Source organism: Streptomyces spinoverrucosus, from assembly GCF_006539505.1.
GTDB lineage: Bacteria > Actinomycetota > Actinomycetes > Streptomycetales > Streptomycetaceae > Streptomyces > Streptomyces spinoverrucosus.
Genome location: NZ_BJND01000053.1, coordinates 34,265 through 57,887, shown reverse-complemented (window position 1 = coordinate 57,887; position 23,623 = coordinate 34,265). Strand labels below are relative to the sequence as shown.

The 23,623-nt window shown below is 69.1% G+C and carries 21 protein-coding genes; all 21 read left to right on the top strand.

Annotated elements, in window-relative coordinates; translation table 11 throughout:
• Positions 1–136 precede the first annotated feature (136 nt).
• Positions 137–1,429, top strand: a complete 1,293-nt coding sequence (locus tag SSP24_RS30690; RefSeq protein WP_141313232.1) for a homoserine dehydrogenase — start codon at positions 137–139, stop codon at positions 1,427–1,429.
• 6 nt (positions 1,430–1,435) lie between these two features.
• Positions 1,436–2,494, top strand: coding sequence for a threonine synthase (gene thrC / locus SSP24_RS30685; protein WP_141313231.1), 1,059 nt, complete (start codon positions 1,436–1,438; stop codon positions 2,492–2,494).
• A gap of 277 nt (positions 2,495–2,771) precedes the next feature.
• Complete coding sequence (gene thrB, locus SSP24_RS30680; RefSeq protein ID WP_141313230.1) at positions 2,772–3,716, top strand: homoserine kinase; 945 nt, start codon at positions 2,772–2,774, stop codon at positions 3,714–3,716.
• Between the two features lie 405 nt (positions 3,717–4,121).
• Complete coding sequence (rho, locus tag SSP24_RS30675; protein WP_141313229.1) at positions 4,122–6,125, top strand: transcription termination factor Rho; 2,004 nt, start codon at positions 4,122–4,124, stop codon at positions 6,123–6,125.
• Positions 6,126–6,252: 127 nt separating this feature from the next.
• Positions 6,253–8,070 (top strand): trypsin-like serine protease, encoded by a 1,818-nt coding sequence (locus tag SSP24_RS30670; protein WP_229866267.1) that lies wholly within the window; start codon positions 6,253–6,255, stop codon positions 8,068–8,070.
• Positions 8,071–8,264: 194 nt separating this feature from the next.
• Positions 8,265–9,401 carry an LCP family protein gene (locus SSP24_RS30665; RefSeq protein ID WP_141313228.1) on the top strand — a complete coding sequence of 379 codons (1,137 nt, stop codon included), beginning with the start codon at positions 8,265–8,267 and terminating at the stop codon, positions 9,399–9,401.
• A 173-nt stretch (positions 9,402–9,574) separates the two neighbouring features.
• Complete coding sequence (rpmE, locus tag SSP24_RS30660; protein WP_014675000.1) at positions 9,575–9,799, top strand: 50S ribosomal protein L31; 225 nt, start codon at positions 9,575–9,577, stop codon at positions 9,797–9,799.
• A 108-nt stretch (positions 9,800–9,907) separates the two neighbouring features.
• A complete protein-coding gene (gene prfA, locus SSP24_RS30655; RefSeq protein WP_141313227.1) occupies positions 9,908–10,975 on the top strand; it encodes a peptide chain release factor 1 in 1,068 nt (355 codons plus the stop codon).
• A gap of 71 nt (positions 10,976–11,046) precedes the next feature.
• Positions 11,047–11,886, top strand: a complete 840-nt coding sequence (gene prmC / locus SSP24_RS30650) for a peptide chain release factor N(5)-glutamine methyltransferase (RefSeq protein ID WP_141313248.1) — start codon at positions 11,047–11,049, stop codon at positions 11,884–11,886.
• A gap of 51 nt (positions 11,887–11,937) precedes the next feature.
• Entirely contained in the window at positions 11,938–12,585 is a 648-nt protein-coding gene (locus SSP24_RS30645; protein ID WP_141313226.1) for an L-threonylcarbamoyladenylate synthase, read from the top strand.
• Positions 12,582–13,262 carry an arsenate reductase/protein-tyrosine-phosphatase family protein gene (locus tag SSP24_RS30640; protein WP_141313225.1) on the top strand — a complete coding sequence of 227 codons (681 nt, stop codon included), beginning with the start codon at positions 12,582–12,584 and terminating at the stop codon, positions 13,260–13,262. The genes SSP24_RS30645 and SSP24_RS30640 overlap by 4 nt, the downstream gene beginning before the upstream one ends.
• An 86-nt stretch (positions 13,263–13,348) precedes the next feature.
• Positions 13,349–14,599 (top strand): serine hydroxymethyltransferase, encoded by a 1,251-nt coding sequence (gene glyA, locus SSP24_RS30635; protein ID WP_141313224.1) that lies wholly within the window; start codon positions 13,349–13,351, stop codon positions 14,597–14,599.
• A 129-nt stretch (positions 14,600–14,728) separates the two neighbouring features.
• Complete coding sequence (locus SSP24_RS30630; RefSeq protein ID WP_141313223.1) at positions 14,729–16,033, top strand: MraY family glycosyltransferase; 1,305 nt, start codon at positions 14,729–14,731, stop codon at positions 16,031–16,033.
• Between the two features lie 284 nt (positions 16,034–16,317).
• A complete protein-coding gene (locus SSP24_RS30625) occupies positions 16,318–16,755 on the top strand; it encodes a Cg1360 family ATP-synthase-associated protein (protein WP_141313247.1) in 438 nt (145 codons plus the stop codon).
• A 225-nt stretch (positions 16,756–16,980) separates the two neighbouring features.
• Positions 16,981–17,799 carry a F0F1 ATP synthase subunit A gene (atpB, locus tag SSP24_RS30620; protein ID WP_506005161.1) on the top strand — a complete coding sequence of 273 codons (819 nt, stop codon included), beginning with the start codon at positions 16,981–16,983 and terminating at the stop codon, positions 17,797–17,799.
• Positions 17,800–17,876: 77 nt separating this feature from the next.
• On the top strand, positions 17,877–18,113 hold the full coding sequence (atpE, locus tag SSP24_RS30615; RefSeq protein ID WP_141313222.1) for an ATP synthase F0 subunit C: 237 nt from the start codon (positions 17,877–17,879) through the stop codon (positions 18,111–18,113).
• 38 nt (positions 18,114–18,151) lie between these two features.
• On the top strand, positions 18,152–18,700 hold the full coding sequence (locus SSP24_RS30610; RefSeq protein WP_141313221.1) for a F0F1 ATP synthase subunit B: 549 nt from the start codon (positions 18,152–18,154) through the stop codon (positions 18,698–18,700).
• On the top strand, positions 18,697–19,512 hold the full coding sequence (locus tag SSP24_RS30605; protein ID WP_141313220.1) for a F0F1 ATP synthase subunit delta: 816 nt from the start codon (positions 18,697–18,699) through the stop codon (positions 19,510–19,512). Before SSP24_RS30610 ends, SSP24_RS30605 begins: the two co-directional genes overlap by 4 nt.
• 122 nt (positions 19,513–19,634) lie before the next feature.
• Positions 19,635–21,227, top strand: coding sequence for a F0F1 ATP synthase subunit alpha (atpA, locus tag SSP24_RS30600; RefSeq protein ID WP_141313219.1), 1,593 nt, complete (start codon positions 19,635–19,637; stop codon positions 21,225–21,227).
• A gap of 22 nt (positions 21,228–21,249) precedes the next feature.
• Positions 21,250–22,170 carry a F0F1 ATP synthase subunit gamma gene (locus SSP24_RS30595; protein ID WP_141313218.1) on the top strand — a complete coding sequence of 307 codons (921 nt, stop codon included), beginning with the start codon at positions 21,250–21,252 and terminating at the stop codon, positions 22,168–22,170.
• On the top strand, positions 22,170–23,606 hold the full coding sequence (atpD, locus tag SSP24_RS30590; protein ID WP_141313217.1) for a F0F1 ATP synthase subunit beta: 1,437 nt from the start codon (positions 22,170–22,172) through the stop codon (positions 23,604–23,606). The genes SSP24_RS30595 and atpD overlap by 1 nt, the downstream gene beginning before the upstream one ends.
• The last annotated feature ends 17 nt before the right edge of the window (positions 23,607–23,623 follow it).

The window sequence follows — 23,623 nt, the reverse complement described above, 5'->3', positions numbered from 1 at the left end:
ACACCGGGTGGAAGATCTCCTGTCTTCCACCCCCGTACAAATGAAATAGACGTCTCACGATCCGGACGAGGGGCAGAAACTCCCGTCCGGTGAGTGAGACTGGTCCCACCGTAGACGGTAAGAGAAACGAGGTCGGATGATGCGTACGCGTCCGCTGAAGGTGGCGCTGCTGGGCTGTGGAGTGGTCGGCTCAGAGGTGGCGCGCATCATGACGACGCACGCCGACGACCTCGCCGCCCGCATCGGCGCCCCGGTGGAGCTCGCGGGCGTCGCCGTCCGTCGGCCCGACAAGGTGCGCGAGGGCATCCCGCAAGACCTCGTCACCACCGACGCCACCGCCCTCGTCAAACGCGGCGACCTCGACGTCGTGGTCGAGGTCATCGGCGGTATCGAGCCCGCCCGTACGCTCATCACCACCGCCTTCGAGCACGGGGCGTCCGTCGTCTCCGCCAACAAGGCCCTGCTCGCCCAGGACGGCGCCGCCCTGCACGCGGCCGCGGAGGAGCACGACAAGGACCTCTACTACGAGGCCGCCGTCGCCGGTGCCATCCCCCTGATCCGCCCGCTGCGCGAGTCCCTGGCCGGCGACAAGGTCAACCGGGTGCTCGGGATCGTCAACGGCACCACGAACTTCATCCTCGACAAGATGGACTCGACCGGCGCCGGGTACCAGGAAGCCCTCGACGAGGCCACCGCCCTGGGGTATGCGGAAGCCGATCCCACCGCCGACGTCGAGGGGTTCGACGCCGCCGCCAAGGCCGCGATCCTCGCCGGTATCGCCTTCCACACGCGCGTGCGCCTCGACGACGTCTACCGCGAGGGCATGACCGAGGTGACGGCGGCCGACTTCGCCTCCGCCAAGGAGATGGGCTGCACCATCAAGCTGCTGGCCATCTGTGAGCGTTCAAAGGACGGAGCCTCCGTCACCGCGCGCGTGCACCCGGCGATGATTCCGCTGACCCACCCGCTCGCCTCCGTGCGCGGCGCGTACAACGCCGTGTTCGTGGAGTCGGACGCGGCCGGACAGCTGATGTTCTACGGCCCCGGCGCCGGCGGCGCCCCGACCGCCTCCGCCGTCCTCGGCGACCTCGTCGCCGTCTGCCGCAACCGGCTCAGCAACGCCACCGGCCCCGGCGAGTCCGCGTACGCCGCGCTGCCCGTCTCGCCCATGGGTGAGGTCGTCACGCGCTACCACATCAGCCTCGACGTCGCCGACAAACCGGGTGTTCTCGCCCAGGTGGCCACCGTGTTCGCGGAGCACGGCGTGTCCATCGATACGGTTCGGCAGCAGGGCAAGGACGGCGAGGCCTCCCTCGTCGTCGTCACGCACCGCGCATCGGACGCCTCCCTCAACGGGACCGTCGAGGCGCTGCGCAAGCTCGACACCGTGCGGGGTGTCGCCAGCATCATGCGGGTTGAAGGAGAGTAACCAGCAATGACCCACCAGTGGCGCGGAATCATCGAGGAGTACCGGGAGCGGCTGCCCGTCTCCGACACCACGCCGGTCGTGACGCTCCGCGAGGGCGGCACGCCCCTCGTGCCCGCGCAGGTGCTCTCCGAGCGCACGGGCTGCGAGGTTCACCTCAAGGTGGAAGGCGCGAACCCGACCGGGTCCTTCAAGGACCGCGGTATGACCATGGCCATCAGCAAGGCCAAGGAGGAGGGGGCCAAGGCTGTCATCTGTGCCTCCACGGGCAACACGTCTGCCTCCGCCGCCGCGTACGCCGTGCGCGCCGGGATGGTCTCCGCGGTGCTCGTGCCGCAGGGCAAGATCGCCCTCGGCAAGATGGGCCAGGCCCTGGTGCACGGCGCGAAGATCCTCCAGGTCGATGGCAACTTCGACGACTGCCTCACGCTCGCCCGCGCGCTCAGCGACAACTACCCCGTCGCGCTGGTCAATTCGGTCAATCCGGTACGTATCGAGGGCCAGAAGACCGCCGCGTTCGAGATTGTCGACATGCTCGGCGACGCCCCCGACATCCACGTCCTGCCGGTGGGCAACGCGGGCAACATCACGGCGTACTGGAGGGGGTACAAGGAGTACGCCGCCGACGGCGTCGCCGCCAGGACGCCCCGTATGTGGGGCTTCCAGGCCTCCGGCTCCGCGCCGATCGTGCGCGGCGAGGTCGTCAAGGACCCCTCGACCATCGCCACCGCGATCCGGATCGGCAACCCCGCCTCCTGGCAGCACGCGCTCAACGCGCGGGACGAGTCCGGCGGTCTCATCGACGAGGTGACGGACCGTGAAATCCTGCGCGCCTACCGCCTGTTGGCCGCGCAGGAGGGCGTCTTCGTGGAGCCCGCCTCCGCCGCCTCGGTGGCCGGTCTGCTGAAGGCCGCCGAACTCGGCAAGGTCGACCCGGGCCAGCGCATCGTCTGCACGGTCACCGGAAACGGCCTCAAGGACCCCGACTGGGCCGTCGCCGGCGCACCGCAGCCGGTCACGGTTCCGGTGGACGCGGCCACCGCTGCCGAGCGCCTCGGACTGGTCTGACGTACCGCTTGACCCAGGGCTTCCCCTGGAAGGGGGGCACAGGGGGCTTACGACACGCATCGTGCGCCTCCTGTGCGCCCTATGTCGCCACAGAACCTTCCTTCGATAGGCTGTACTGAACCCGCCCCCCGCATATGCCTCGCATAGGCAGGGCGCCGCGCCGTCGTCGTGGTCTCCGGAGTGCATCCCCGGAGTGATCGGACAGCGGCCCGAAGGGTTCGTCGTACGTCATCGGATGTCTTCGACAATCACGCAGCTCAAGGAGTGTCATCGAGCGATGGCCGGTCCAGCCTTCCGCGCCGCCGCCGTACGGGTGCGCGTCCCCGCCACCAGCGCCAACCTCGGCCCGGGCTTCGACGCCCTAGGCCTCGCGCTGGGGCTCTACGACGACGTGGTCGTCCGGGTGGCCGACTCCGGGCTGCACATCGACATCGCGGGTGAGGGCAGCGAGACGCTGCCACGTGACGAAAACCACCTTCTCGTACGCTCTCTCCGCACCGCCTTCGATTCCCTGGGCGGACAGCCGCGCGGCCTGGAAATCGTCTGTGCGAACCGCATTCCGCATGGTCGTGGCCTGGGCTCCTCCTCGGCCGCGATCTGCGCCGGAATTGTCGCCGCACGGGCCGTGACGATAGGCGGCGAGGCCCGCATGGACGACACGCGCCTGCTGGAGCTGGCCACCGAGATCGAGGGGCACCCGGACAACGTCGCGGCCTGTCTGCTCGGCGGTTTCACGCTCTCCTGGATGGAGGCCGGAGCCGCGCGGGCGATCAGGATGGATCCCGCCGATTCCATCGTTCCGGTGGTTTTCGTGCCCGGGAAGCCGGTCCTGACGGAGACGGCGCGCGGCCTGCTCCCGCGCACCGTGCCGCACGTCGACGCCGCCACCAACGCGGGCCGTGCCGCGCTGCTCGTCGAGGCCCTGACCAGGCGCCCCGAGCTGCTGCTGCCCGCCACCGAGGACCGGTTGCACCAGGAGTACCGCGCGCCCGCCATGCCCGAGAGCGCGGCCCTGGTGGAGCGGCTGCGGGCCGACGGCATCCCCGCGGTCATCTCCGGCGCCGGACCCACCGTGCTCGCGCTGGCCGACGAGGGCACGGCCGACAAGGTGGAACAGCTGGCCGGCCCGGGCTGGGCGGCGAACCGGCTGGCCCTGGACGTGCCGGGAGCGAGCGTGCTGCCGCTCGCGACCACCGGCGCCGAAGCGACGAGCGCCGATTAAAAGCACGCGATTGCCGGATTTCGAGAGGGGGAATGTTTGTTGGATCCGGTAGTGTTAACCTCAAGTCTGCACCCGACCCCACCATGGCGAGGTGCCTCGTGTCCCAGTCCGGGACAGACATTCTTCCGGGAGCTCCCCAAGCCGCACTGTGTTTCGTACCTCGTACGCGGGCAGTACGTCGTACGTCGACACTGAGCGGTCCGACGGGCACGCTCCGGAACCGGTGCGACCACGCCACGTGACACTGGGTGCCACGGCTCAAGGAAGCGCCATCACCAGATATTTCCTCCGCCGCTTAGGCGGACCACCGCCCCGGCACGGTTCAGTCAGCAAGGACCGAAGCCGGACAGCACAACCGGTCGCCGAGCCAGACAGGCCGACGTCCGCTCCAGGGAAGGACCCTTCGTGAGCGACACCACCGATCTGATGGGCGCACGTGTCGAGGAGACCGCTGCCGCGCCCGCCACGGACGCCTCCGCGCCTGCCACCGGTGCCGGCTCCCGGCGGCGCCGCGGTACCGGCCTCGAGGGCATGGTGCTGGCCGAGCTGCAGCAGGTCGCATCCGGCCTCGGCATCAGGGGCACCGCGCGCATGCGCAAGAGCCAGCTGATCGAGGTCATCAAGGAGGCGCAGGCAGGAGGGGGAGCCCCGGCGAAGACCGAGGCCGCCACCGAGACCAAGCCGAAGCGCCGCGCCACCTCCAAGGCGCGCACCGGCGAGGAGGCCCCCGCCGAGAAGGCCGAGAAGAAGGCCGAGGCGCCCGCTGAGAAGGCCGTGGCCCAGCAGCAGATCGAGATCCCCGGCCAGCCTGCCGGGGGCACCGCCCGCGCGAGCGAAGGCGAGCGTGGGGGAGAGGACGCCCCCGCGGAGCGCCGTCGTCGGCGGGCCACCGCCGAGGCAGGCAGCCCCGAGACCGTCGCCGCCGAGGCCAAGAGCGAGCCGAAGGCCGAGACGCCCGCGCCGCAGCAGCAGCCGCAGGGCGAGGCCAAGGGCGACGCCGGTGAGGGCGGCGAGGGCCGCCGTCGCGACCGCCGCGAGCGCGGCCGGGACCGCGACCGGGACCGGGACCGCGACCGCCGCACCAAGGGCGACGACCAGCAGCAGAACCAGGGCCAGGGCCAGCAGCAGCGTCAGCAGCAGGGCGGCGGCCAGGGTCAGAGCGACGACGACTTCGAGGGCGGCCGGCGCGGCCGTCGCGGCCGCTACCGGGACCGCCGGGGCCGCCGGGGCCGTGACGAGATGGGCAGCGAGCCGCAGATCGCCGAGGACGACGTCCTGATCCCGGTCGCGGGCATCCTGGACATCCTCGACAACTACGCCTTCATCCGTACGTCGGGCTACCTGCCCGGGCCGAACGACGTGTACGTCTCCCTCGCCCAGGTCCGCAAGAACGGCCTGCGCAAGGGCGACCACATCACCGGCGCTGTCCGTCAGCCCAAGGAAGGCGAGCGGCGCGAGAAGTTCAACGCCCTCGTCCGGCTGGACTCCGTCAACGGCATGGCGCCCGAACACGGCCGCGGCCGCCCGGAGTTCAACAAGCTGACGCCGCTGTACCCGCAGGACCGCCTCCGCCTGGAGACGGACCCCGGCGTCCTCACCACCCGCATCATCGACCTGGTCTCGCCGATCGGTAAGGGCCAGCGCGGTCTGATCGTGGCCCCGCCGAAGACCGGTAAGACCATGATCATGCAGGCGATCGCCAACGCGATCACGCACAACAACCCCGAGTGCCACCTGATGGTCGTCCTCGTCGACGAGCGTCCGGAAGAGGTCACCGACATGCAGCGGTCGGTCAAGGGCGAGGTCATCTCCTCGACCTTCGACCGCCCGGCCGAGGACCACACCACGGTCGCCGAGCTCGCCATCGAGCGCGCCAAGCGCCTCGTGGAGCTGGGTCACGACGTGGTGGTGCTGCTGGACTCGATCACCCGCCTGGGCCGTGCGTACAACCTCGCCGCCCCTGCCTCCGGCCGCATCCTGTCCGGTGGTGTCGACTCCACGGCCCTCTACCCGCCGAAGCGCTTCTTCGGTGCGGCCCGCAACATCGAGGACGGCGGCTCGCTGACCATCCTCGCCACCGCCCTGGTGGACACCGGGTCCCGCATGGACGAGGTGATCTTCGAGGAGTTCAAGGGCACCGGCAACGCCGAGCTCAAGCTCGACCGGAAGCTCGCCGACAAGCGCATCTTCCCGGCGGTGGACGTGGACGCGTCCGGTACCCGTAAGGAAGAGATCCTGCTCGGCGCCGAGGAGCTGAACATCGTCTGGAAGCTGCGCCGGGTGCTGCACGCGCTCGACCAGCAGCAGGCTGTCGAGCTGCTCCTCGACAAGATGAAGCAGACGAAGTCGAACGCGGAGTTCCTGCTCCAGATTCAGAAGACGACGCCCACCCCGGGCAACGGCGACTAGTCAGCTGTACGTCCCTCGAAGGCCGGTCCGCGTCACCTCAGTGACGCGGACCGGCCTTTCGGCGCTGAGGGGAAGGGGGTGATCAGTTCACCCCCTTCTCACTCAAGCATCCCTGGGGGGACATCTCTTGTTCACGACCACGTCCGGCGGCGGTCGGCACAGACGCCGGATACGTATCGCCCTGCCCGTCTCCGCGGCAGGAGTCGCCGTCGCTGTCGCCGCCGCGCTGCTGACCACCTCCGCCGAGGCGGCGACGCCGCTGCCGAAGCCCACCGTCAAGCCCGCCACCAGCTCCCCGTCGGCCGCCGAGCTGGAGCGGCGGGTCGGCACCGCGATCGCCGGGGACGACACGGCCGGGCAGGCGCCGGCGAAGTCGTCGTACAGCGCCGGGACCACCGGAACGGGCATCGACGCGAAGATCATCGGCGGGACCACCACGACCATCACGTCCGCGCCGTGGATGGCCCAGCTCTGGTACGGCGACGACAAGGGCACCGCCGACACCGCCGACGACATCGGCTTCTTCTGCGGCGGAGCGGTGGTCGCGCCGACCAAGATCCTCACCGCCGCGCACTGCGTCGCCGGATACGACTGGCACCGCCACGGCTCGGTGATCACCGGCACCGCGCAGCTCCCGTCCGTCGACGACCAGGGCTACGTCACCGACCTGCACGGCGGCACCATCAGCGGCGTCTGGCGGCAGTGGCACCACTCGTCGTACCGCGCGTCGACCATCGACGCCGACATCGCGGTCCTCACCCTGCCGTACGCGGTCAAGGCGACGCCGATCCGTATGACGACGGCCGGGGACACCGCCTCGTACGCCGCCGGGACCAGCGCCAAGGTGTACGGCTGGGGCCGGACCAGCTCCACCCACGACAACATCTCCGAGACGCTGAAGACGGCCACGCTGCCCGTCCAGTCGGACAGCACCTGCGCCGGCGCCTACGGCACCAGCTTCATCAAGGGCCACATGGTCTGCGCGGGCAACCCCGCCACCGGCAGCGACAGCGGCACCACCACCGCCTGCAACGGCGACTCCGGCGGCCCGCTGGTGGTGGGCAACCGGATCGTCGGCATCGTCTCGTGGGGTGTGCAGGACTGCGTCGCCGAGGGTGCCTACAGCGTCTTCACCAAGGTGACCACGTACGTCGGGGCCGCCTACCCGCGGCTGGACGACACCAACTTCGACGGCGACCACCGGGGCGATCTGTGGCTGCGCAGCGCCTCCACGGACACCGGCTACTCCCGGTACTCCCGGGGCACCTCGTTCGTGGCCGGTGAGAACTGGGGCAGCTGGGCCGGGGTGAACCTCGTCGCACAGACCGACCTCGACCGGGACGGCTACCAGGACCTCGTCTACCGCCGCAGCAGCGACGGCGACGTCTTCTGGGCCCATTACGTGTTCTCCAGCAACTCCTGGGTCACCCGGCGGATCGCCGACAACTGGAAGACCCGCACCCGGATCGTCACCCCGGGCGACGTCACCGGCGACTACCTGCCCGACCTGCTGTCGGTCGACTCGGCCGGCGTGCTGTGGATCTACCCCGGCAAGGGCAACGGCACTTTCGCCGCCCGGGTGCAGGTCGGCTCCGGCTGGAACCAGTACAACCAGCTGCGCGGCCAGGGCGACTTCACCGGCGACGGCCGGACCGACCTCATCGCACGCAACGCGAGCAACGGCTACCTCTACCTGTACAAGGGCACGGGCAAGGCCACCGGGGCGTTCGCGAGCAGGATCAAGATCACGACCTGGAGCAACTCGACGTACAACGCGCTCGACACGGTCGGCGACGTCAGCGGCGACGGCCGCGCCGACCTCCTGGCCCGCACGCCCGGCGGCACCCTCTACCTGTACCGGGGCACCGGGAACTCCACGCGTGAGTTCTTCACCACACGGATCTCGGTCGGGACCTACTTCAAGCAGTACGACATCCTGACCTGAAACCCCAGGTGAGCCGGGAGACATCCGGCCCACCACGGCTACGCACCGTGCCCACCCGAGCCCCGGGTGGGCACGGTGCGTCATGCAACCCTGTCCCGAGTTTTCCCGTCTGACCGGACAGAGCGACGATGGGTGTGGTTCATGCCCATTCCTGATCGCAGGGGGTCATTGATCCGACGAGAGCTGAGGAGCACATGCCTGCCGACAGCACGCCGGAGCCCGGCATACCGGGTGAGCCCGGCACGAGGGGCCCGCGCCGCCGGGCCAAGGGCCGCCGCCGCAAGCCCCGGGCCAAGGGCCACAGAGGGCTGCTGATCACGGCCTGGACCGCGGCGGGCATCGTCGTCCTCGGCGGCACCGGCGTCGGATACGTGTACTTCAAGCTCAACGGCAACATCAAGAGCGTCGACATCGACCACGCCCTGGGCACCAACCGGCCCGGCAAGGTCGACAACGGCTCCGAGAACATCCTGGTCCTCGGCTCGGACACCCGCTCCGGCAGCAACCAGCAGCTGGGCGGCGGCGCCGACGACGGCAGCGCCCGCTCGGACACGGCGATGATCGTGCACGTCTACGAGGGCCGGAAGAAGGCCAGCGTGGTCTCCATACCGCGCGACACCCTGATCGACCGCCCCGAGTGCACGGACACCGACGGCACCACGCACGACCCGGCCTCCGGCGTGATGTTCAACTCCGCGTACACCACCGGTGGCGCCGCGTGCGCCGTGAAGACCGTGGAGTCCCTCACCGGCATCCGGATGGACCACTACCTGGAGGTCGACTTCACCGGCTTCCAGAAGCTCATCGACGAGCTGGGCGGCGTCGAGGTCACCACCACGAAGGACATCAACGACCCCGACAGCCACCTGAACCTCGAGGCCGGGACGCACCAGCTCACGGGCCAGCAGGCCCTCGGCCTGGTCCGCACCCGGCACGGCGTCGGCGACGGCTCCGACCTCGGCCGCATCCAGCTCCAGCAGGCCTTCATCAAGGCGCTGGTCGAGCAGGTCAAGGACATCGGCCTCTTCACCAACCCGAAGAAGCTCTACGACCTCGCCGACACCGCCACCAACGCGGTCACGACCGACTCCTCCCTCGGCTCGGTCGACGCCCTGATGTCCTTCGCGAGCGGCCTCAAGGGCATCAGCGCCTCGAAGATGACGATGGTCACGATGCCGGTCCAGTACGACCCCGCCGACCCCAACAGGGTCCTCCTCGACGAGCCCAAGGCCCAGCAGGTCTGGACGGCCCTGAAGAACGACAAGCCCATCCCCAAGGCGGCGACAGAAGGCACGGCAACAGGCGAAGCCAAGGGCGTGATCACGCCCTAAGGGGCGCGGGGAACTGCGCGACCAGCCCAAGACGACCCTCACGGAATAGATCACAGCAACCCCCGGTTTTGGGGGATGGCCCCAGTCCTGGCAGACTGGTACGTCGGCTCCGGTTCACGCCGTCGCATCCCGCGGCAGGCGACCCGGCGCCCTCCCGAAACCTAGGAGACACCTTGAAGCGCGACATCCACCCCGCGTACGTCGAGACGCAGGTCAGCTGCACCTGCGGCGCGTCGTTCACCACCCGTAGCACGATCGAGAGCGGCACCATCCGTGCCGAGGTCTGCTCCGAGTGCCACCCGTTCTACACGGGCAAGCAGAAGATCCTCGACACCGGTGGCCGTGTGGCCCGCTTCGAGGCCCGCTTCGGCAAGGCTGCTGCCGGCTCCAAGAAGTAGCGAGCTCCAATTCGCCGGTCCACGGCCGCGCCCTACCACAGGCGTGCCGGGACCGGCGTTTTTGGTCGCCGCCCACTTCACCCCCGTACGCACCAACAGGAGCCAGAGATGTTCGAGGCCGTCGAGGAGCTCGTCGCCGAGCACGCCGACCTGGAGAAGAAGCTCGCCGACCCGTCGGTCCACGCCGACCAGGCGAACGCGCGCAAGCTGAACAAGCGCTACGCCGAGCTGACCCCGATCGTCGCCACGTACCGCTCCTGGAAGCAGTCCGGCGACGACATCGAGACGGCCCGCGAACTGGGCGCGGACGACCCGGAGTTCGCCGCCGAGGTCAAGGAGCTGGAGCAGCAGCGCGAGGAGCTGACGGAGAAGCTCCGGCTGCTGCTGGTCCCGCGCGACCCCAGCGACGACAAGGACGTGATCCTGGAGATCAAGGCGGGCGCGGGCGGCGACGAGTCGGCGCTGTTCGCCGGTGATCTGCTGCGCATGTATCTGCGGTACGCCGAGCGGGTCGGCTGGAAGACCGAGATCATCGACGCCACCGAGTCCGAGCTGGGCGGCTACAAGGACGTCCAGGTCGCCGTGAAGACGCGCGGACAGATCGAGCCCGGGCAGGGGGTCTGGGCCCGCCTGAAGTACGAGGGTGGTGTGCACCGCGTGCAGCGCGTACCCGCCACCGAGTCCCAGGGCCGTATCCACACCTCCGCCGCCGGTGTCCTCGTCACGCCCGAGGCGGAGGAGGTCGACGTCGAGATCAACCCGAACGACCTGCGTATCGACGTCTACCGGTCCTCCGGCCCCGGCGGCCAGTCCGTGAACACCACCGACTCCGCCGTGCGCATCACGCACATTCCGACCGGAGTCGTCGCCTCCTGCCAGAACGAGAAGAGCCAGCTGCAGAACAAGGAGCAGGCACTGCGTATCCTGCGCTCCAGGCTGCTCGCCATGGCGCAGGAGGAGGCGGAGAGGGAGGCCGCCGACGCCCGTCGCAGCCAGGTCCGTACCGTCGACCGCTCCGAGAAGATCCGTACGTACAACTTCCCGGAGAATCGCATCTCGGACCACCGCGTCGGCTTCAAGGCGTACAACCTGGACCAGGTCCTGGACGGCGAACTCGACGCGGTGATCCAGGCCTGTGTCGACGCGGACTCGGCCGCCAAGCTCGCAGCCGCGTAAGGCACTTACGAGTACCACGGAGGACGAGCGTGCAGCCATCTTTTGGGGGGCGACCCCCAAGCCCCCGCAGTCTGCTGCTCGCGGAGGTGGCCCAGGCCACCCAGCGGCTGGCCGACGCCGGCGTGCCCTCGCCGCGCACCGACGCGGAGGAGCTCGCCGCGTTCGTGCACGGCGTGAAGCGGGGCGAGTTGCACTCCGTGCAGGACTCCGACTTCGACGCCCGCTACTGGGAGGTCGTCGCGCGCCGTGAGCAGCGCGAGCCGCTCCAGCACATCACCGGGCGGGCCTTCTTCCGCTACCTGGAACTCCAGGTCGGGCCGGGTGTGTTCGTGCCGCGCCCGGAGACGGAGTCCGTGGTCGGCTGGGCCATAGACGCCGTGCGCGCCATGGACGTGGTCGAGCCGCTGATCGTCGACCTGTGCACCGGCTCCGGCGCCATCGCGCTCGCGCTCGCCCAGGAGGTGCCGCGCTCCCGCGTGCACGCCGTGGAGCTGTCCGAAGAGGCGCTGCGGTGGACCCGTAAGAACGTCGAGGGGTCGCGGGTCGACCTGCGCCAGGGCGACGCCCTGACCGCGTTCCCGGACCTCGACGGGCAGGTCGACCTGGTGATCTCCAACCCGCCGTACATCCCGCTCACCGAATGGGAGTACGTCGCTCCCGAGGCCCGGGACTACGACCCCGAGATGGCGCTGTTCTCCGGCGAGGACGGCCTCGACCTCATCCGGGGCCTGGAACGCACCGCGCACCGGCTGCTGCGCCCCGGCGGTGTCGTCGTCATCGAGCACGCCGACACCCAGGGCGGCCAGGTGCCGTGGATCTTCACCGAGGAGCGGGGCTGGGCCGACGCGGCCGACCACCCCGACCTCAACAACCGCCCGCGCTTCGCCACGGCCCGTAAGGCGTTGCCGTGAGCACCCACCAGACTTCACACCAGCAGTACGTGTACGAGGAGGACCGCTGAAATGGCACGGCGATACGACACCAACGACGCCACCGACCGCGTGACCGGTCTGCGTGAGGCCGCGTCCGCCGTCCGCCGCGGCGAGCTGGTGGTCCTCCCCACCGACACCGTGTACGGCATCGGCGCGGACGCGTTCTCCGCGGAGGCCGTCTCCGACCTGCTGGAGGCCAAGGGCCGGGGCCGCAACATGCCCACGCCCGTCCTCATCGGCTCCCCGAACACCCTGCACGGCCTGGTCACCGACTTCTCCGAGCTGGCCTGGGAGCTGGTCGACGCGTTCTGGCCGGGCGCGCTGACGCTGGTCGCCAAGCACCAGCCGTCGCTGCAGTGGGACCTGGGCGACACCCGGGGCACGGTTGCCGTGCGCATGCCACTGCACCCGGTCGCCATCGAGCTGCTCACCGAGGTCGGCCCCATGGCCGTGTCGTCGGCGAACCTCACCGGGCACCCGGCGCCGGAGGACTGCGACGCCGCCCAGCAGATGCTCGGCGACTCCGTCTCCGTCTACCTCGACGGCGGCCCGACCCCCGGCAACGTGCCGTCCTCCATCGTCGACGTCACCGGCCCCGTGCCCGTCCTGCTGCGCGAGGGCGCCCTCTCGCCGGACGAGCTGCGCAAGGTCGTACCCGACCTTGAGGTGGCCAATTGACAGCCCCTGACGCGGGGCGTGGCATAGGCAACGGGGAGAGCGCGGCGGAGATCACGACGACGTTCGTGGGGCTTCCGCGCGACAGCTTCCGCATCCTCCACGTCAGCACCGGAAACGTCTGCCGCTCGCCCATCACCGAGCGGCTGACCCGGCATTTCGTGTCGCAGCGGCTGGGTGTCCTGGGCGGCGGGCTGATCGTGGAGAGCGCCGGCACCTGGGGCCACGAGGGCGCGCCCATGGAGGCCAACGCCGAGGCGGTGCTGGCCGACTTCGGCGCGGACGCCTCCGGCTTCGTGGGGCGGGAGCTGCTGGACGAGCATGTGATCCGTGCCGACCTGGTGCTCACCGCCACCCGTGACCACCGCGCCCAGGTGATCTCGATGGGCCACTCGGCGGGGCTGCGCACCTTCACGCTGAAGGAGTTCACCCGGCTGGTGAAGGCCATCGACCCGGCGACCCTGCCTCCGCTGGAGGACGGGGTGGTGGCGCGGGCCCGCGCGCTGGTGCGGGCCGCCGCCGCGCTACGAGGCTGGCTGCTGGCGCCCACCGCCGAGGCCGACGAGGTGTACGACCCGTACGGGGCACCGCTGACGTTCTTCCGGTCGGTCGGCGACGAGATACATCAGGCACTGGACCCCGTGGTGACGGCGTTGACGGGAGTGGCGGCGCGGACCTGACTCCCGCCCGCCGTACGACAGCGGGCGCCCGCGACCGGCGCGGCCTACATTGGACCTACGTCCCCAGCCGACGCCCGGAGTCCACCATGCCGGTCACCCATGCCCAAGAGGCCGATCTCCTGCGGCGGCAGGATCCCGCGCTCGCCGAGATCCTGCTCGGGGAGCTGGACCGGCAGTCGACCACGCTCCAGCTGATCGCCGCCGAGAACTTCACCTCGCCCGCCGTGCTCGCCGCCCTCGGCTCGCCGCTCGCCAACAAGTACGCGGAGGGCTATCCGGGGGCCCGCTACCACGGCGGCTGCGAGATCGTGGACGTCGCCGAGCGGCTCGCCGTACAGCGCGCCAAGCGGCTGTTCGGCGCCGAGCACGCCAACGTCCAGTCTCACTCGGGCAGTTCGGCCGTCCTCGCCGCCTACGCCGCCCTGCTGCGCCCCGGCGACACCGTCCTCGCCCTCGGCCTGCCGTACGGCGGCCACCTCACCCACGGCTCGCCCGCCAACTTCTCCGGCCGCTGGTTCGACTTCGTGAGCTACGGCGTCGACGAGGAGACCGGCCTCATCGCCTACGACCAGGTCCGCACCCTGGCCCGCACGCACCGCCCCAAGGCGATCGTGTGCGGCTCGATCGCCTACCCACGGCACCTCGACTACGCCTACTTCCGCGAGGTCGCCGACGAGGTGGGCGCCTACCTCATCGCCGACGCGGCCCACCCCATCGGACTCGTCGCCGGGGGAGCGGCGCCCAGTCCGGTGCCGTACGCCGATGTGGTGTGCGCCACCACTCACAAGGTGCTGCGGGGACCGCGCGGCGGCATGCTCCTGTGCGGCGCCGACCTCGCCGAACGCGTCGACCGGGCCGTCTTCCCCTTCACCCAGGGCGGCGCCCAGATGCACACCATCGCCGCCAAGGCCGTCGCCTTCGGCGAGGCGGCCACACCGGCCTTCCAGGCGTACGCCCATCAGGTGGTCGCCAACGCCCGGTTCCTGGCCGCCGCACTGGCCGCCGAGGGGCTCGCCATCACCACCGGCGGCACGGACACCCACCTCATCACCGCCGACCCGGCCCCGCTCGGCGTCGACGGCCGCATCGCACGCGGCCGGCTCGCCGCCGCCGGGATGATCCTCGACAGCTGCGCCCTGCCGCACGACGACGCCCGCGGCCTGCGCCTGGGCACCGCGGCCGTCACCACCCAGGGGATGGGGGAGGGCGAGATGGCCCGGATCGCCAAGCTGCTCGCGGAGGTGCTGCGCGACCAGGCCGACAGCAGGCAGGTGCGGGAGGAAGTACGGGACCTGGCAGGCGGATTCCCGCCGTATCCGCCGCCGTATCAGCCGTGAACGGGGGTAGCAGGGAATCCGTACACAGCCACACGTGCAACCATCTTCGCTACCCGGAAGTCCCCACCCATATGCGTCCCTCGCTAGGGTGTGGGGCTGAGATGGCCAGCGAGACCTGTGGGGAAGCCCGTGCGTGAATACCTGCTGACGCTCTGCATCACGGCCGCGGTGACGTACCTGCTGACAGGGCCGGTACGGAAATTCGCGATCGTGGCCGGAGCGATGCCGGAGATCCGGGCACGTGACGTGCACCGGGAACCCACTCCACGGCTCGGCGGGATCGCGATGTTCTTCGGCCTGTGCGCGGGCCTGCTGGTCGCCGACCATCTCACCAACCTCAGCGAGGTCTTCGAGAAGTCCAACGAGCCCCGGGCGCTGCTGTCCGGGGCCGCGCTGATCTGGCTGATCGGCGTCCTGGACGACAAGTTCGAGATCGACGCCCTGATCAAGCTGGGCGGCCAGATGATCGCCGCCGGTGTGATGGTGATGCAGGGTCTGACGATCCTGTGGCTGCCGGTGCCGGGCGTCGGCACGGTCGCGCTGACCCAGTGGCAGGGCACGCTCCTCACCGTCGCCCTGGTCGTCATCACCATCAACGCGGTCAACTTCGTCGACGGGCTGGACGGGCTGGCGGCGGGCATGGTGTGCATCGCGTCGGCCGCGTTCTTCATGTACGCCTACCGGATCTGGTACTCGTACGGCATCGAGGCGGCCGCCCCGGCCACTCTCTTCGCGGCGGTGCTGATGGGCATGTGCCTGGGCTTCCTGCCGCACAACATGCACCCGGCGCGCATCTTCATGGGCGACTCCGGCTCGATGCTGATCGGCCTGGTGCTGGCGGCGGGCGCGATCTCGGTGACCGGGCAGGTCGACCCGGACGTGATGAAGCTGTTCTCCGGCTCCGAGCGCAACGCGGTGCACCAGATGGTGCCGGTCTACATCCCGCTGCTGATGCCGCTGACCATCATCGCGATCCCGGCCGCGGACCTGATCCTGGCGATCGTGCGCCGCACCTGGCGCGGCCAGTCCCCGTTCGCCGCCGACCGGGGCCACCTGCACCACCGGCTGCTGGAGATCGGCCACTCGCACAGCCGGGCCGTGCTGATCATGTACTTCTGGTCGGCGCTGATCGCCTTCGGTGCGTTGGGCTACTCGGTGAACTCGGCGTCCATGTGGATCGTGCTGGGCGTGGTGCTGCTCAGCGCCATCGGCCTGGTTCTGCTGTTGCTGCCCCGCTTCACCCCGCGCGCCCCGCTGTGGGCCGAGCACTTCGTGCCGCCGCGCTACCGCCGGAGCAAGGTCGTCCTGCCACCGGCATCCGAGGTCCCGGCGGAGGCTCCCGCCGAGGAGGCGGAGCGCACCCCGGTCGCCGTCGGGGTCTCCGGAGCCAACGGAGCGACCGCCGTCGGCCCCCGCTCGCGCATCACAAGGTAAGAATCTGACTAAAGCATTGCCAAGCCGTGGGGGAACGAACGCCCCTATACCAGACAAGTCGGCTCGGTTTCCGCACAGACGCGCACCGTCACTCTCATGTGTGACAGTGCGCACACCTCCAGGTAAAGACCTCATCAAATAGTTTGTGATACCGTTCACGAGAACCCCCCGGATAGAGCCGAAGGGCCGCAGTGCGACGGTCCAGCGGCATGAGGTTCTCTCTCAACCCGGGACTACGCTCGTCCATGACGACACCTGCCCCCTGTGAAAGCGGAGTTGCCGCCATGCCGTCCAATGACGCCCGGAACCTTCTGCAGACAGCTGTGCCCACGGCCGCTGTCGGTGTGGTCGCGGTCGCTGTCAGTGGTGCGGTGGCCGGCGGCAAGGGTGCGCTCGGTGCGGCCGTCGGCACGGTGCTGGCCATCCTCTTCATGGGAATCGGCCTGTTCGTTCTGCAGTGGACGGCAAAAACGCTCCCGCAGCTGTTCCAGGCCATGGGGCTGATGCTCTACGTTGCCCAGCTCCTGCTGCTCCTGATCTTCGTCGCCCTCTTCAAGGACACCTCTCTCTTCAATCCGAAGACGTTCGCCATCGGCCTCGTCATCGCGACCGTCGTCTGGATGGCCGCGCAGGCCCGTGCGCACATGAAGGCCAAGATCTTCTACGTCGATCCGGAGCCCACGAAGAGCGAGAAGCCCGAGAAGACAGGGCCGTCGTCGTGAGGGGTAGGGGCGGGATAAAGGCCAGTGAGAACTCCTGCTATCGTCCGGTGCCAACTGCGGCATCGCGGGCGCGGGCATCTGAGCTGACGCCTGCTCAATCGCGAGGCTTGATGTCCCCCAGCCGCCCCCACATCCGTAACACCAGTCCGGTGCCGACCCGCGGCCCTGTGCCGCGCCGACACAACGAGGTTGCCGTACCCATGCGTCACGCCGAAGGAGCCCGTGGTGAGTGCTGACCAGACCCAGCTCGCCTTTGACTGGAGTTGTCGGATCATGTCCGACAACGGGTGTGGCTTCCCGGCTCCGGGTCTGCACTCGTTCCTCTTCCAGCCGATCGCCACGGTCGGGGGGTTCGAGTTCAACAAGGTGATGCTGCTCGCGCTCATCACCACCGTGCTCGTCATCGGTTTCTTCTGGGCGGCCTTCGGCAAGGCGAAGGTGGTGCCGGGCAAGCTCCAGATGATCGGCGAGGCCGGCTACGACTTCGTCCGCCGCGGCATCGTCTACGAGACCCTCGGCAAGCGGGAGGGTGAGAAGTACGTCCCGCTGATGGTCTCGCTGTTCTTCTTCATCTGGATCATGAACATCTGGTCCGTGATCCCGCTGGCCCAGTTCCCGGTGTCGTCGATCATCGCGTACCCGATCGTGCTGGCCGCCATCGTCTACATCGTGTGGATGTCGCTGACCTTCAAGAAGCACGGCTTCGTGGGCGGCTTCAAGAACCTCACCGGCTACGACAAGTCGCTCGGCGCGGTGCTGCCGCTCGTCGTGATCATCGAGTTCTTCTCGAACGTCCTGGTCCGGCCCTTCACCCACGCGGTCCGACTGTTCGCCAACATGTTCGCCGGTCACCTGATGCTGGTGATGTTCACCGTCGCCTCCTGGTACCTGCTCAACAGCTGGATGATCCCGGCGGCCGGTGTCTCCTTCGTCATGACCGTGGCGATGATCCTCTTCGAGCTTTTCGTGCAGGCGGTCCAGGCGTACGTCTTCGTGCTCCTTGCCTGCTCGTACATTCAGGGCGCTCTCGCCGAGCACCACTGAGCCCCCACCGCCCCGCAAGCCCAGATACGTCCGGTGGCCAACCCCCGCCGGTCCATGAAAGAGAAGGAAGATTCAGCATGGCTGCCACTGAGACCCTCGCCGCTGTCTCCGGTTCGCTCGGCTCCATCGGCTACGGCCTCGCCGCGATCGGCCCCGGCATCGGCGTCGGCATCATCTTCGGCAACGGCACCCAGGCCCTGGCCCGCCAGCCCGAGGCGGCCGGCCTCATCCGCGCCAACCAGATCCTGGGCTTCGCCTTCTGTGAGGCGCTCGCCCTCATCGGCATCGTTATGCCGTTCGTGTTCGGTAGGTAATCACTCCTTACTGGCACGTTTCGACGAAAGGCACTGATGTGATCGCCAACCTGGTGCAGCTGGCGGCCGAGGAGGAGCAGAGCCCGCTCATCCCGCCGGGCCCCGAGCTGCTCGTCGGCACCATCGCCTTCGCCATCGTGTTCTTCTTCTTCTGGAAGAAGCTGCTTCCGAACATCAACAAGGTTCTGGAAGAGCGCCGCGCGGCGATCGAAGGCGGTATTGAAGAGGCCGAGACCATGAAGGTCGAGGCCCAGAGCGTCCTTGAGCAGTACAAGGCCCAGCTCGCCGAGGCCCGGCACGAGGCCGCGCGGCTGCGCCAGGAGGCGCAGGAGCAGGGTGCCGCGCTCATCGCCGAGATGCGCGCGGAAGGCCAGCGGCAGCGCGAGGAGATCGTCGCCGCCGGTCACACCCAGATCGAGGCCGACCGCAAGGCCGCCTCGACCGCGCTGCGGCAGGACGTCGGCAAGCTCGCCACCGAGCTGGCCGGCAAGCTGGTCGGTGAGTCCCTGGAGGACCACGCCCGCCAGAGCCGTGTGATCGACCGCTTCCTCGACGAGCTCGAGGAGAAGGCCGAGGCGTCTCGATGAACGGAGCGAGCCGCGAGGCCCTGGCAGCCGCACGTGAGCGTCTCGACGCGCTGACGGACAACACGTCCGTGGACGCGGCGCGGCTCGCCGACGAGCTGGCCGCGGTGACCGCGCTGCTCAACCGCGAGGTCAGCTTGCGTCGGGTCCTCACCGACCCGGCGCAGGCCGGTGAGGCCAAGGCCGAGCTGGCCCAGCGCCTGTTCGGCACGCAGGTCAGCGGCGAGGCCGCGGACCTGGTGTCCGGCATGGTGCGTTCCCGCTGGTCGCAGTCGCGTGACCTGGTGGACGCCCTGGAGGAGCTGGCCAGCACCGCCGACCTCACCGCCGCGCAGGCGGCCGGCACGCTCGACAGCGTCGAGGACGAGCTGTTCCGGTTCGGCCGGATCGTCGCGTCCAGCACCGAGCTGCGCGCCGCGCTGACCGACCGCAAGGCCACCGCCTCGGCCAAGAGCGAGCTGCTGCGCAGCCTGCTCGGCGGACGGGCGGCCCCGGCCACCGAACGTCTGGTGACGCGCCTTGTGACCGCGCCGCGGGGACGTAGCCTGGAGGCGGGACTGGAGTCCCTGTCCAAGCTCGCCGCGGAGCGCCGGGACCGCATGGTCGCGGTCGTCACCTCGGCGGTGCCGCTGAGCGACGTACAGAAGCAGCGCCTCGGCGCCGCCCTGGCGAAGCTCTACGGCCGTCAGATGCACCTCAATCTCGACGTGGACCCCGAGGTCGTCGGCGGGATCCGGGTGCAGGTCGGTGACGAGGTCATCAACGGCTCCCTCGCGGACCGCATCGCGGACGCCGAGCGCCGGCTGGCGAGCTAGCCGCAACTGAACAAGCAGTACGTACTTACGGCCCATGTTGGGCCGTGCAGAGGATTCCTGGGGGTCGCCCCCAGACCCCCAAAGTGAAACTTCGGGCCCAACAAGGAGAGCAGGGAACCCAGATGGCGGAGCTCACGATCCGGCCGGAGGAGATCCGGGACGCACTGGAGACCTTCGTCCAGTCGTACAAGCCGGACGCGGCCTCGCGCGAGGAGGTCGGTACGGTCACCCTTGCCGGCGACGGCATCGCGAAGGTCGAGGGTCTGCCCTCGGCCATGGCCAACGAACTGCTGAAGTTCGAGGACGGCACCCTCGGCCTCGCCCTCAACCTCGAGGAGCGCGAGATCGGTGCCATCGTCCTCGGTGAGTTCAGCGGCATCGAGGAGGGTCAGCCGGTCACCCGCACCGGTGAGGTCCTCTCCGTCGCGGTCGGCGAGGGCTACCTCGGCCGCGTTGTCGACCCGCTCGGCAACCCGATCGACGGCCTCGGCGAGATCGAGACCGACGGCCGCCGCGCCCTTGAGCTGCAGGCCCCCACGGTCATGCAGCGCAAGTCGGTGCACGAGCCGATGGAGACCGGCTACAAGGCCGTCGACGCGATGACCCCGATCGGCCGTGGCCAGCGTCAGCTGATCATCGGTGACCGTCAGACCGGCAAGACCGCCCTGGCCGTCGACACGATCATCAACCAGCGCGACAACTGGCGCACCGGCGACCCGAACAAGCAGGTCCGCTGCATCTACGTCGCCATCGGCCAGAAGGGCTCCACCATCGCGTCGGTCCGCCGCGCGCTGGAGGAGAACGGCGCGCTGGAGTACACGACCATCGTCGCCGCCCCGGCGTCCGACCCGGCCGGCTTCAAGTACCTGGCGCCGTACACCGGCTCGGCCATCGGCCAGCACTGGATGTACCAGGGCAAGCACGTCCTGATCATCTTCGACGACCTGTCGAAGCAGGCCGACGCCTACCGTGCCGTGTCCCTGCTGCTGCGCCGCCCGCCGGGCCGCGAGGCCTACCCGGGTGACGTCTTCTACCTGCACTCCCGGCTGCTGGAGCGCTGCGCGAAGCTCTCGGACGACATGGGTGCCGGTTCGATGACCGGTCTGCCGATCGTCGAGACCAAGGCCAACGACGTCTCGGCGTTCATCCCGACCAACGTCATCTCCATCACCGACGGCCAGTGCTTCCTGGAGTCGGACCTGTTCAACGCCGGTCAGCGCCCCGCGCTGAACGTCGGTATCTCCGTCTCCCGAGTCGGTGGTTCCGCGCAGCACAAGGCGATGCGCCAGGTCTCCGGCCGTCTGCGTGTCGACCTCGCCCAGTTCCGTGAGCTGGAGGCGTTCGCCGCCTTCGGTTCCGACCTGGACGCCGCGTCGAAGGCGCAGCTGGAGCGCGGTCAGCGCATGGTCGAGCTGCTCAAGCAGGCTCAGTACCAGCCGATGGCCACCGAGGACCAGGTCGTCTCCATCTGGGCCGGCACCAACGGCAAGATGGACGAGGTTCCGGTCGCGGACGTCCGCCGCTTCGAGAAGGAGCTCATCGAGTACCTGCACCGCAAGGAGCAGGGCCTGATGACCTCCATCAAGGAGGGCGCCAAGATGTCGAACGACACCATCCAGGCGATCGACGACGCCGTCGCGGAGTTCAAGAAGCAGTTCGAGACCTCGGACGGCAAGCTGCTCGGCGAAGAGGCTCCGGCCGCTGTCGCCAAGTGACGTAAAGGAAGGGACCTGACTCATGGGAGCCCAGCTCCGGGTCTACAAGCGTCGCATCCGATCCGTCACCGCGACCAAGAAGATCACCAAGGCGATGGAGATGATCGCCGCCTCGCGCGTCGTCAAGGCGCAGCGCAAGGTGGCGGCCTCCACGCCGTACGCGCAGGAACTGACCCGCGCGGTCACGGCGGTCGGTACCGGGTCGAACACCAAGCACCCGCTGACCACCCAGGCCGAGACGGTCACCCGTTCCGCGGTGCTGCTGCTGACGAGCGACCGTGGTCTCGCCGGTGCCTTCAACTCCAACGCCATCAAGGCGGCGGAGCAGCTGACCGAGCGCCTCGAGCGCGAGGGCAAGCAGGTCGACACGTACATCGTCGGCCGGCGCGGTGTGGCCCACTACAACTTCCGTGAGCGCACGATCGCGGAGTCGTGGACCGGCTTCACCGACGAGCCCTCGTACGCGGACGCCAAGAAGGTCGCGGCGCCGCTGATCGAGGCCATCGTCGAGAAGGACGCGGCGGACGGCGGCGTGGACGAGCTGCACATCGTCTTCACCGAGTTCGTGTCGATGATGACGCAGACGGCGCTGGACGCGCGCCTGCTGCCGCTCAGCCTCGAAGAGGTCGCCGCGGAGGCCAAGCCCAAGGGCGAGATCCTCCCGCTGTACGACTTCGAGCCGTCGGCGGAGGACGTCCTCGACGCCCTGCTGCCGCGCTATGTGGAGAGCCGTATCTACAACGCGCTGCTCCAGTCGGCCGCCTCCAAGCACGCCGCCACGCGGCGCGCGATGAAGTCGGCCACTGACAACGCCGGTGAGCTCATCGAGAACCTCACCCGGCTTGCCAACGCGGCCCGCCAGGCCGAAATCACCCAGGAAATCAGCGAGATCGTCGGTGGCGCGAGCGCCCTGGCCGACGCGACCGCGGGGAGTGACTACTAATGACCACCACTGTTGAGACGGCCACGGCGACGGGCCGCGTCGCGCGGGTCATCGGCCCGGTCGTCGACGTGGAGTTCCCCGTCGACGCGATGCCGGACATCTACAACGCCCTCCACGTCGAGGTATCCGACCCGGCGAACCAGGGCGAGAAGAAGACGCTGACCCTGGAGGTCGCCCAGCACCTGGGTGAAGGCCTGGTCCGCGCGATCTCCATGCAGCCCACCGACGGTCTGGTCCGCCAGGCCCCGGTCGTGAACACCGGCGACGGCATCACCGTCCCGGTCGGCGACTTCACCAAGGGCAAGGTGTTCAACACCCTCGGTGAGGTGCTGAACGTCGACGAGAGCTACGAGGGCGAGCGCTGGTCCATCCACCGCAAGGCCCCGAACTTCGACGAGCTCGAGTCGAAGACCGAGATGTTCGAGACCGGTGTCAAGGTCATCGACCTGCTGACCCCGTACGTCAAGGGCGGCAAGATCGGTCTGTTCGGCGGCGCCGGCGTCGGCAAGACGGTGCTCATCCAGGAGATGATCTACCGCGTCGCCAACAACCACGACGGTGTCTCCGTGTTCGCCGGTGTCGGTGAGCGCACCCGTGAGGGCAACGACCTCATCGAGGAGATGTCGGACTCGGGCGTCATCGACAAGACCGCGCTGGTCTTCGGTCAGATGGACGAGCCCCCGGGCACCCGTCTGCGCGTGGCCCTCGCCGGTCTGACCATGGCGGAGTACTTCCGCGATGTGCAGAAGCAGGACGTGCTGTTCTTCATCGACAACATCTTCCGCTTCACCCAGGCCGGTTCCGAGGTGTCGACCCTGCTCGGCCGTATGCCCTCCGCGGTGGGCTACCAGCCGAACCTGGCCGACGAGATGGGTCTCCTCCAGGAGCGCATCACCTCGACCCGTGGTCACTCGATCACCTCGATGCAGGCGATCTACGTCCCCGCGGACGACCTGACCGACCCGGCCCCGGCCACCACGTTCGCCCACCTCGACGCGACGACGGTTCTGTCCCGTCCGATCTCCGAGAAGGGCATCTACCCGGCCGTGGACCCGCTGGACTCCACGTCCCGCATCCTGGACCCGCGGTACATCGCGCAGGACCACTACGACGCCGCCATGCGCGTCAAGACGATCCTGCAGAAGTACAAGGACCTCCAGGACATCATCGCGATCCTCGGTATCGACGAGCTGGGCGAGGAGGACAAGCTCGTCGTCCACCGTGCCCGTCGCGTGGAGCGCTTCCTGTCCCAGAACACCCACGTCGCCAAGCAGTTCACCGGCGTGGACGGTTCGGACGTGCCGCTGGACGAGTCGATCGCCGCGTTCAACGCGATCTGCGACGGTGAGTACGACCACTTCCCCGAGCAGGCGTTCTTCATGTGCGGTGGTCTTGAGGACCTGAAGAAGAACGCGAAGGAGCTGGGCGTCTCCTGACCCGGGCCTCGGCTCGT

What these genes read in the sequence shown, in the direction of transcription:
- SSP24_RS30690 (WP_141313232.1), top strand. Translation starts at nt 137, where the DNA reads ATGATGCGTACGCGTCCGCTGAAGGTGGCGCTGCTGGGCTGTGGAGTG.
- thrC (WP_141313231.1), top strand. Translation starts at nt 1,436, where the DNA reads ATGACCCACCAGTGGCGCGGAATCATCGAGGAGTACCGGGAGCGGCTG.
- thrB (WP_141313230.1), top strand. Translation starts at nt 2,772, where the DNA reads ATGGCCGGTCCAGCCTTCCGCGCCGCCGCCGTACGGGTGCGCGTCCCC.
- SSP24_RS30665 (WP_141313228.1), top strand. Translation starts at nt 8,265, where the DNA reads ATGCCTGCCGACAGCACGCCGGAGCCCGGCATACCGGGTGAGCCCGGC.
- prfA (WP_141313227.1), top strand. Translation starts at nt 9,908, where the DNA reads ATGTTCGAGGCCGTCGAGGAGCTCGTCGCCGAGCACGCCGACCTGGAG.
- SSP24_RS30645 (WP_141313226.1), top strand. Translation starts at nt 11,938, where the DNA reads ATGGCACGGCGATACGACACCAACGACGCCACCGACCGCGTGACCGGT.
- glyA (WP_141313224.1), top strand. Translation starts at nt 13,349, where the DNA reads ATGCCGGTCACCCATGCCCAAGAGGCCGATCTCCTGCGGCGGCAGGAT.
- SSP24_RS30625 (WP_141313247.1), top strand. Translation starts at nt 16,318, where the DNA reads ATGCCGTCCAATGACGCCCGGAACCTTCTGCAGACAGCTGTGCCCACG.
- atpE (WP_141313222.1), top strand. Translation starts at nt 17,877, where the DNA reads ATGGCTGCCACTGAGACCCTCGCCGCTGTCTCCGGTTCGCTCGGCTCC.
- SSP24_RS30605 (WP_141313220.1), top strand. Translation starts at nt 18,697, where the DNA reads ATGAACGGAGCGAGCCGCGAGGCCCTGGCAGCCGCACGTGAGCGTCTC.
- atpA (WP_141313219.1), top strand. Translation starts at nt 19,635, where the DNA reads ATGGCGGAGCTCACGATCCGGCCGGAGGAGATCCGGGACGCACTGGAG.
- SSP24_RS30595 (WP_141313218.1), top strand. Translation starts at nt 21,250, where the DNA reads ATGGGAGCCCAGCTCCGGGTCTACAAGCGTCGCATCCGATCCGTCACC.
- atpD (WP_141313217.1), top strand. Translation starts at nt 22,170, where the DNA reads ATGACCACCACTGTTGAGACGGCCACGGCGACGGGCCGCGTCGCGCGG.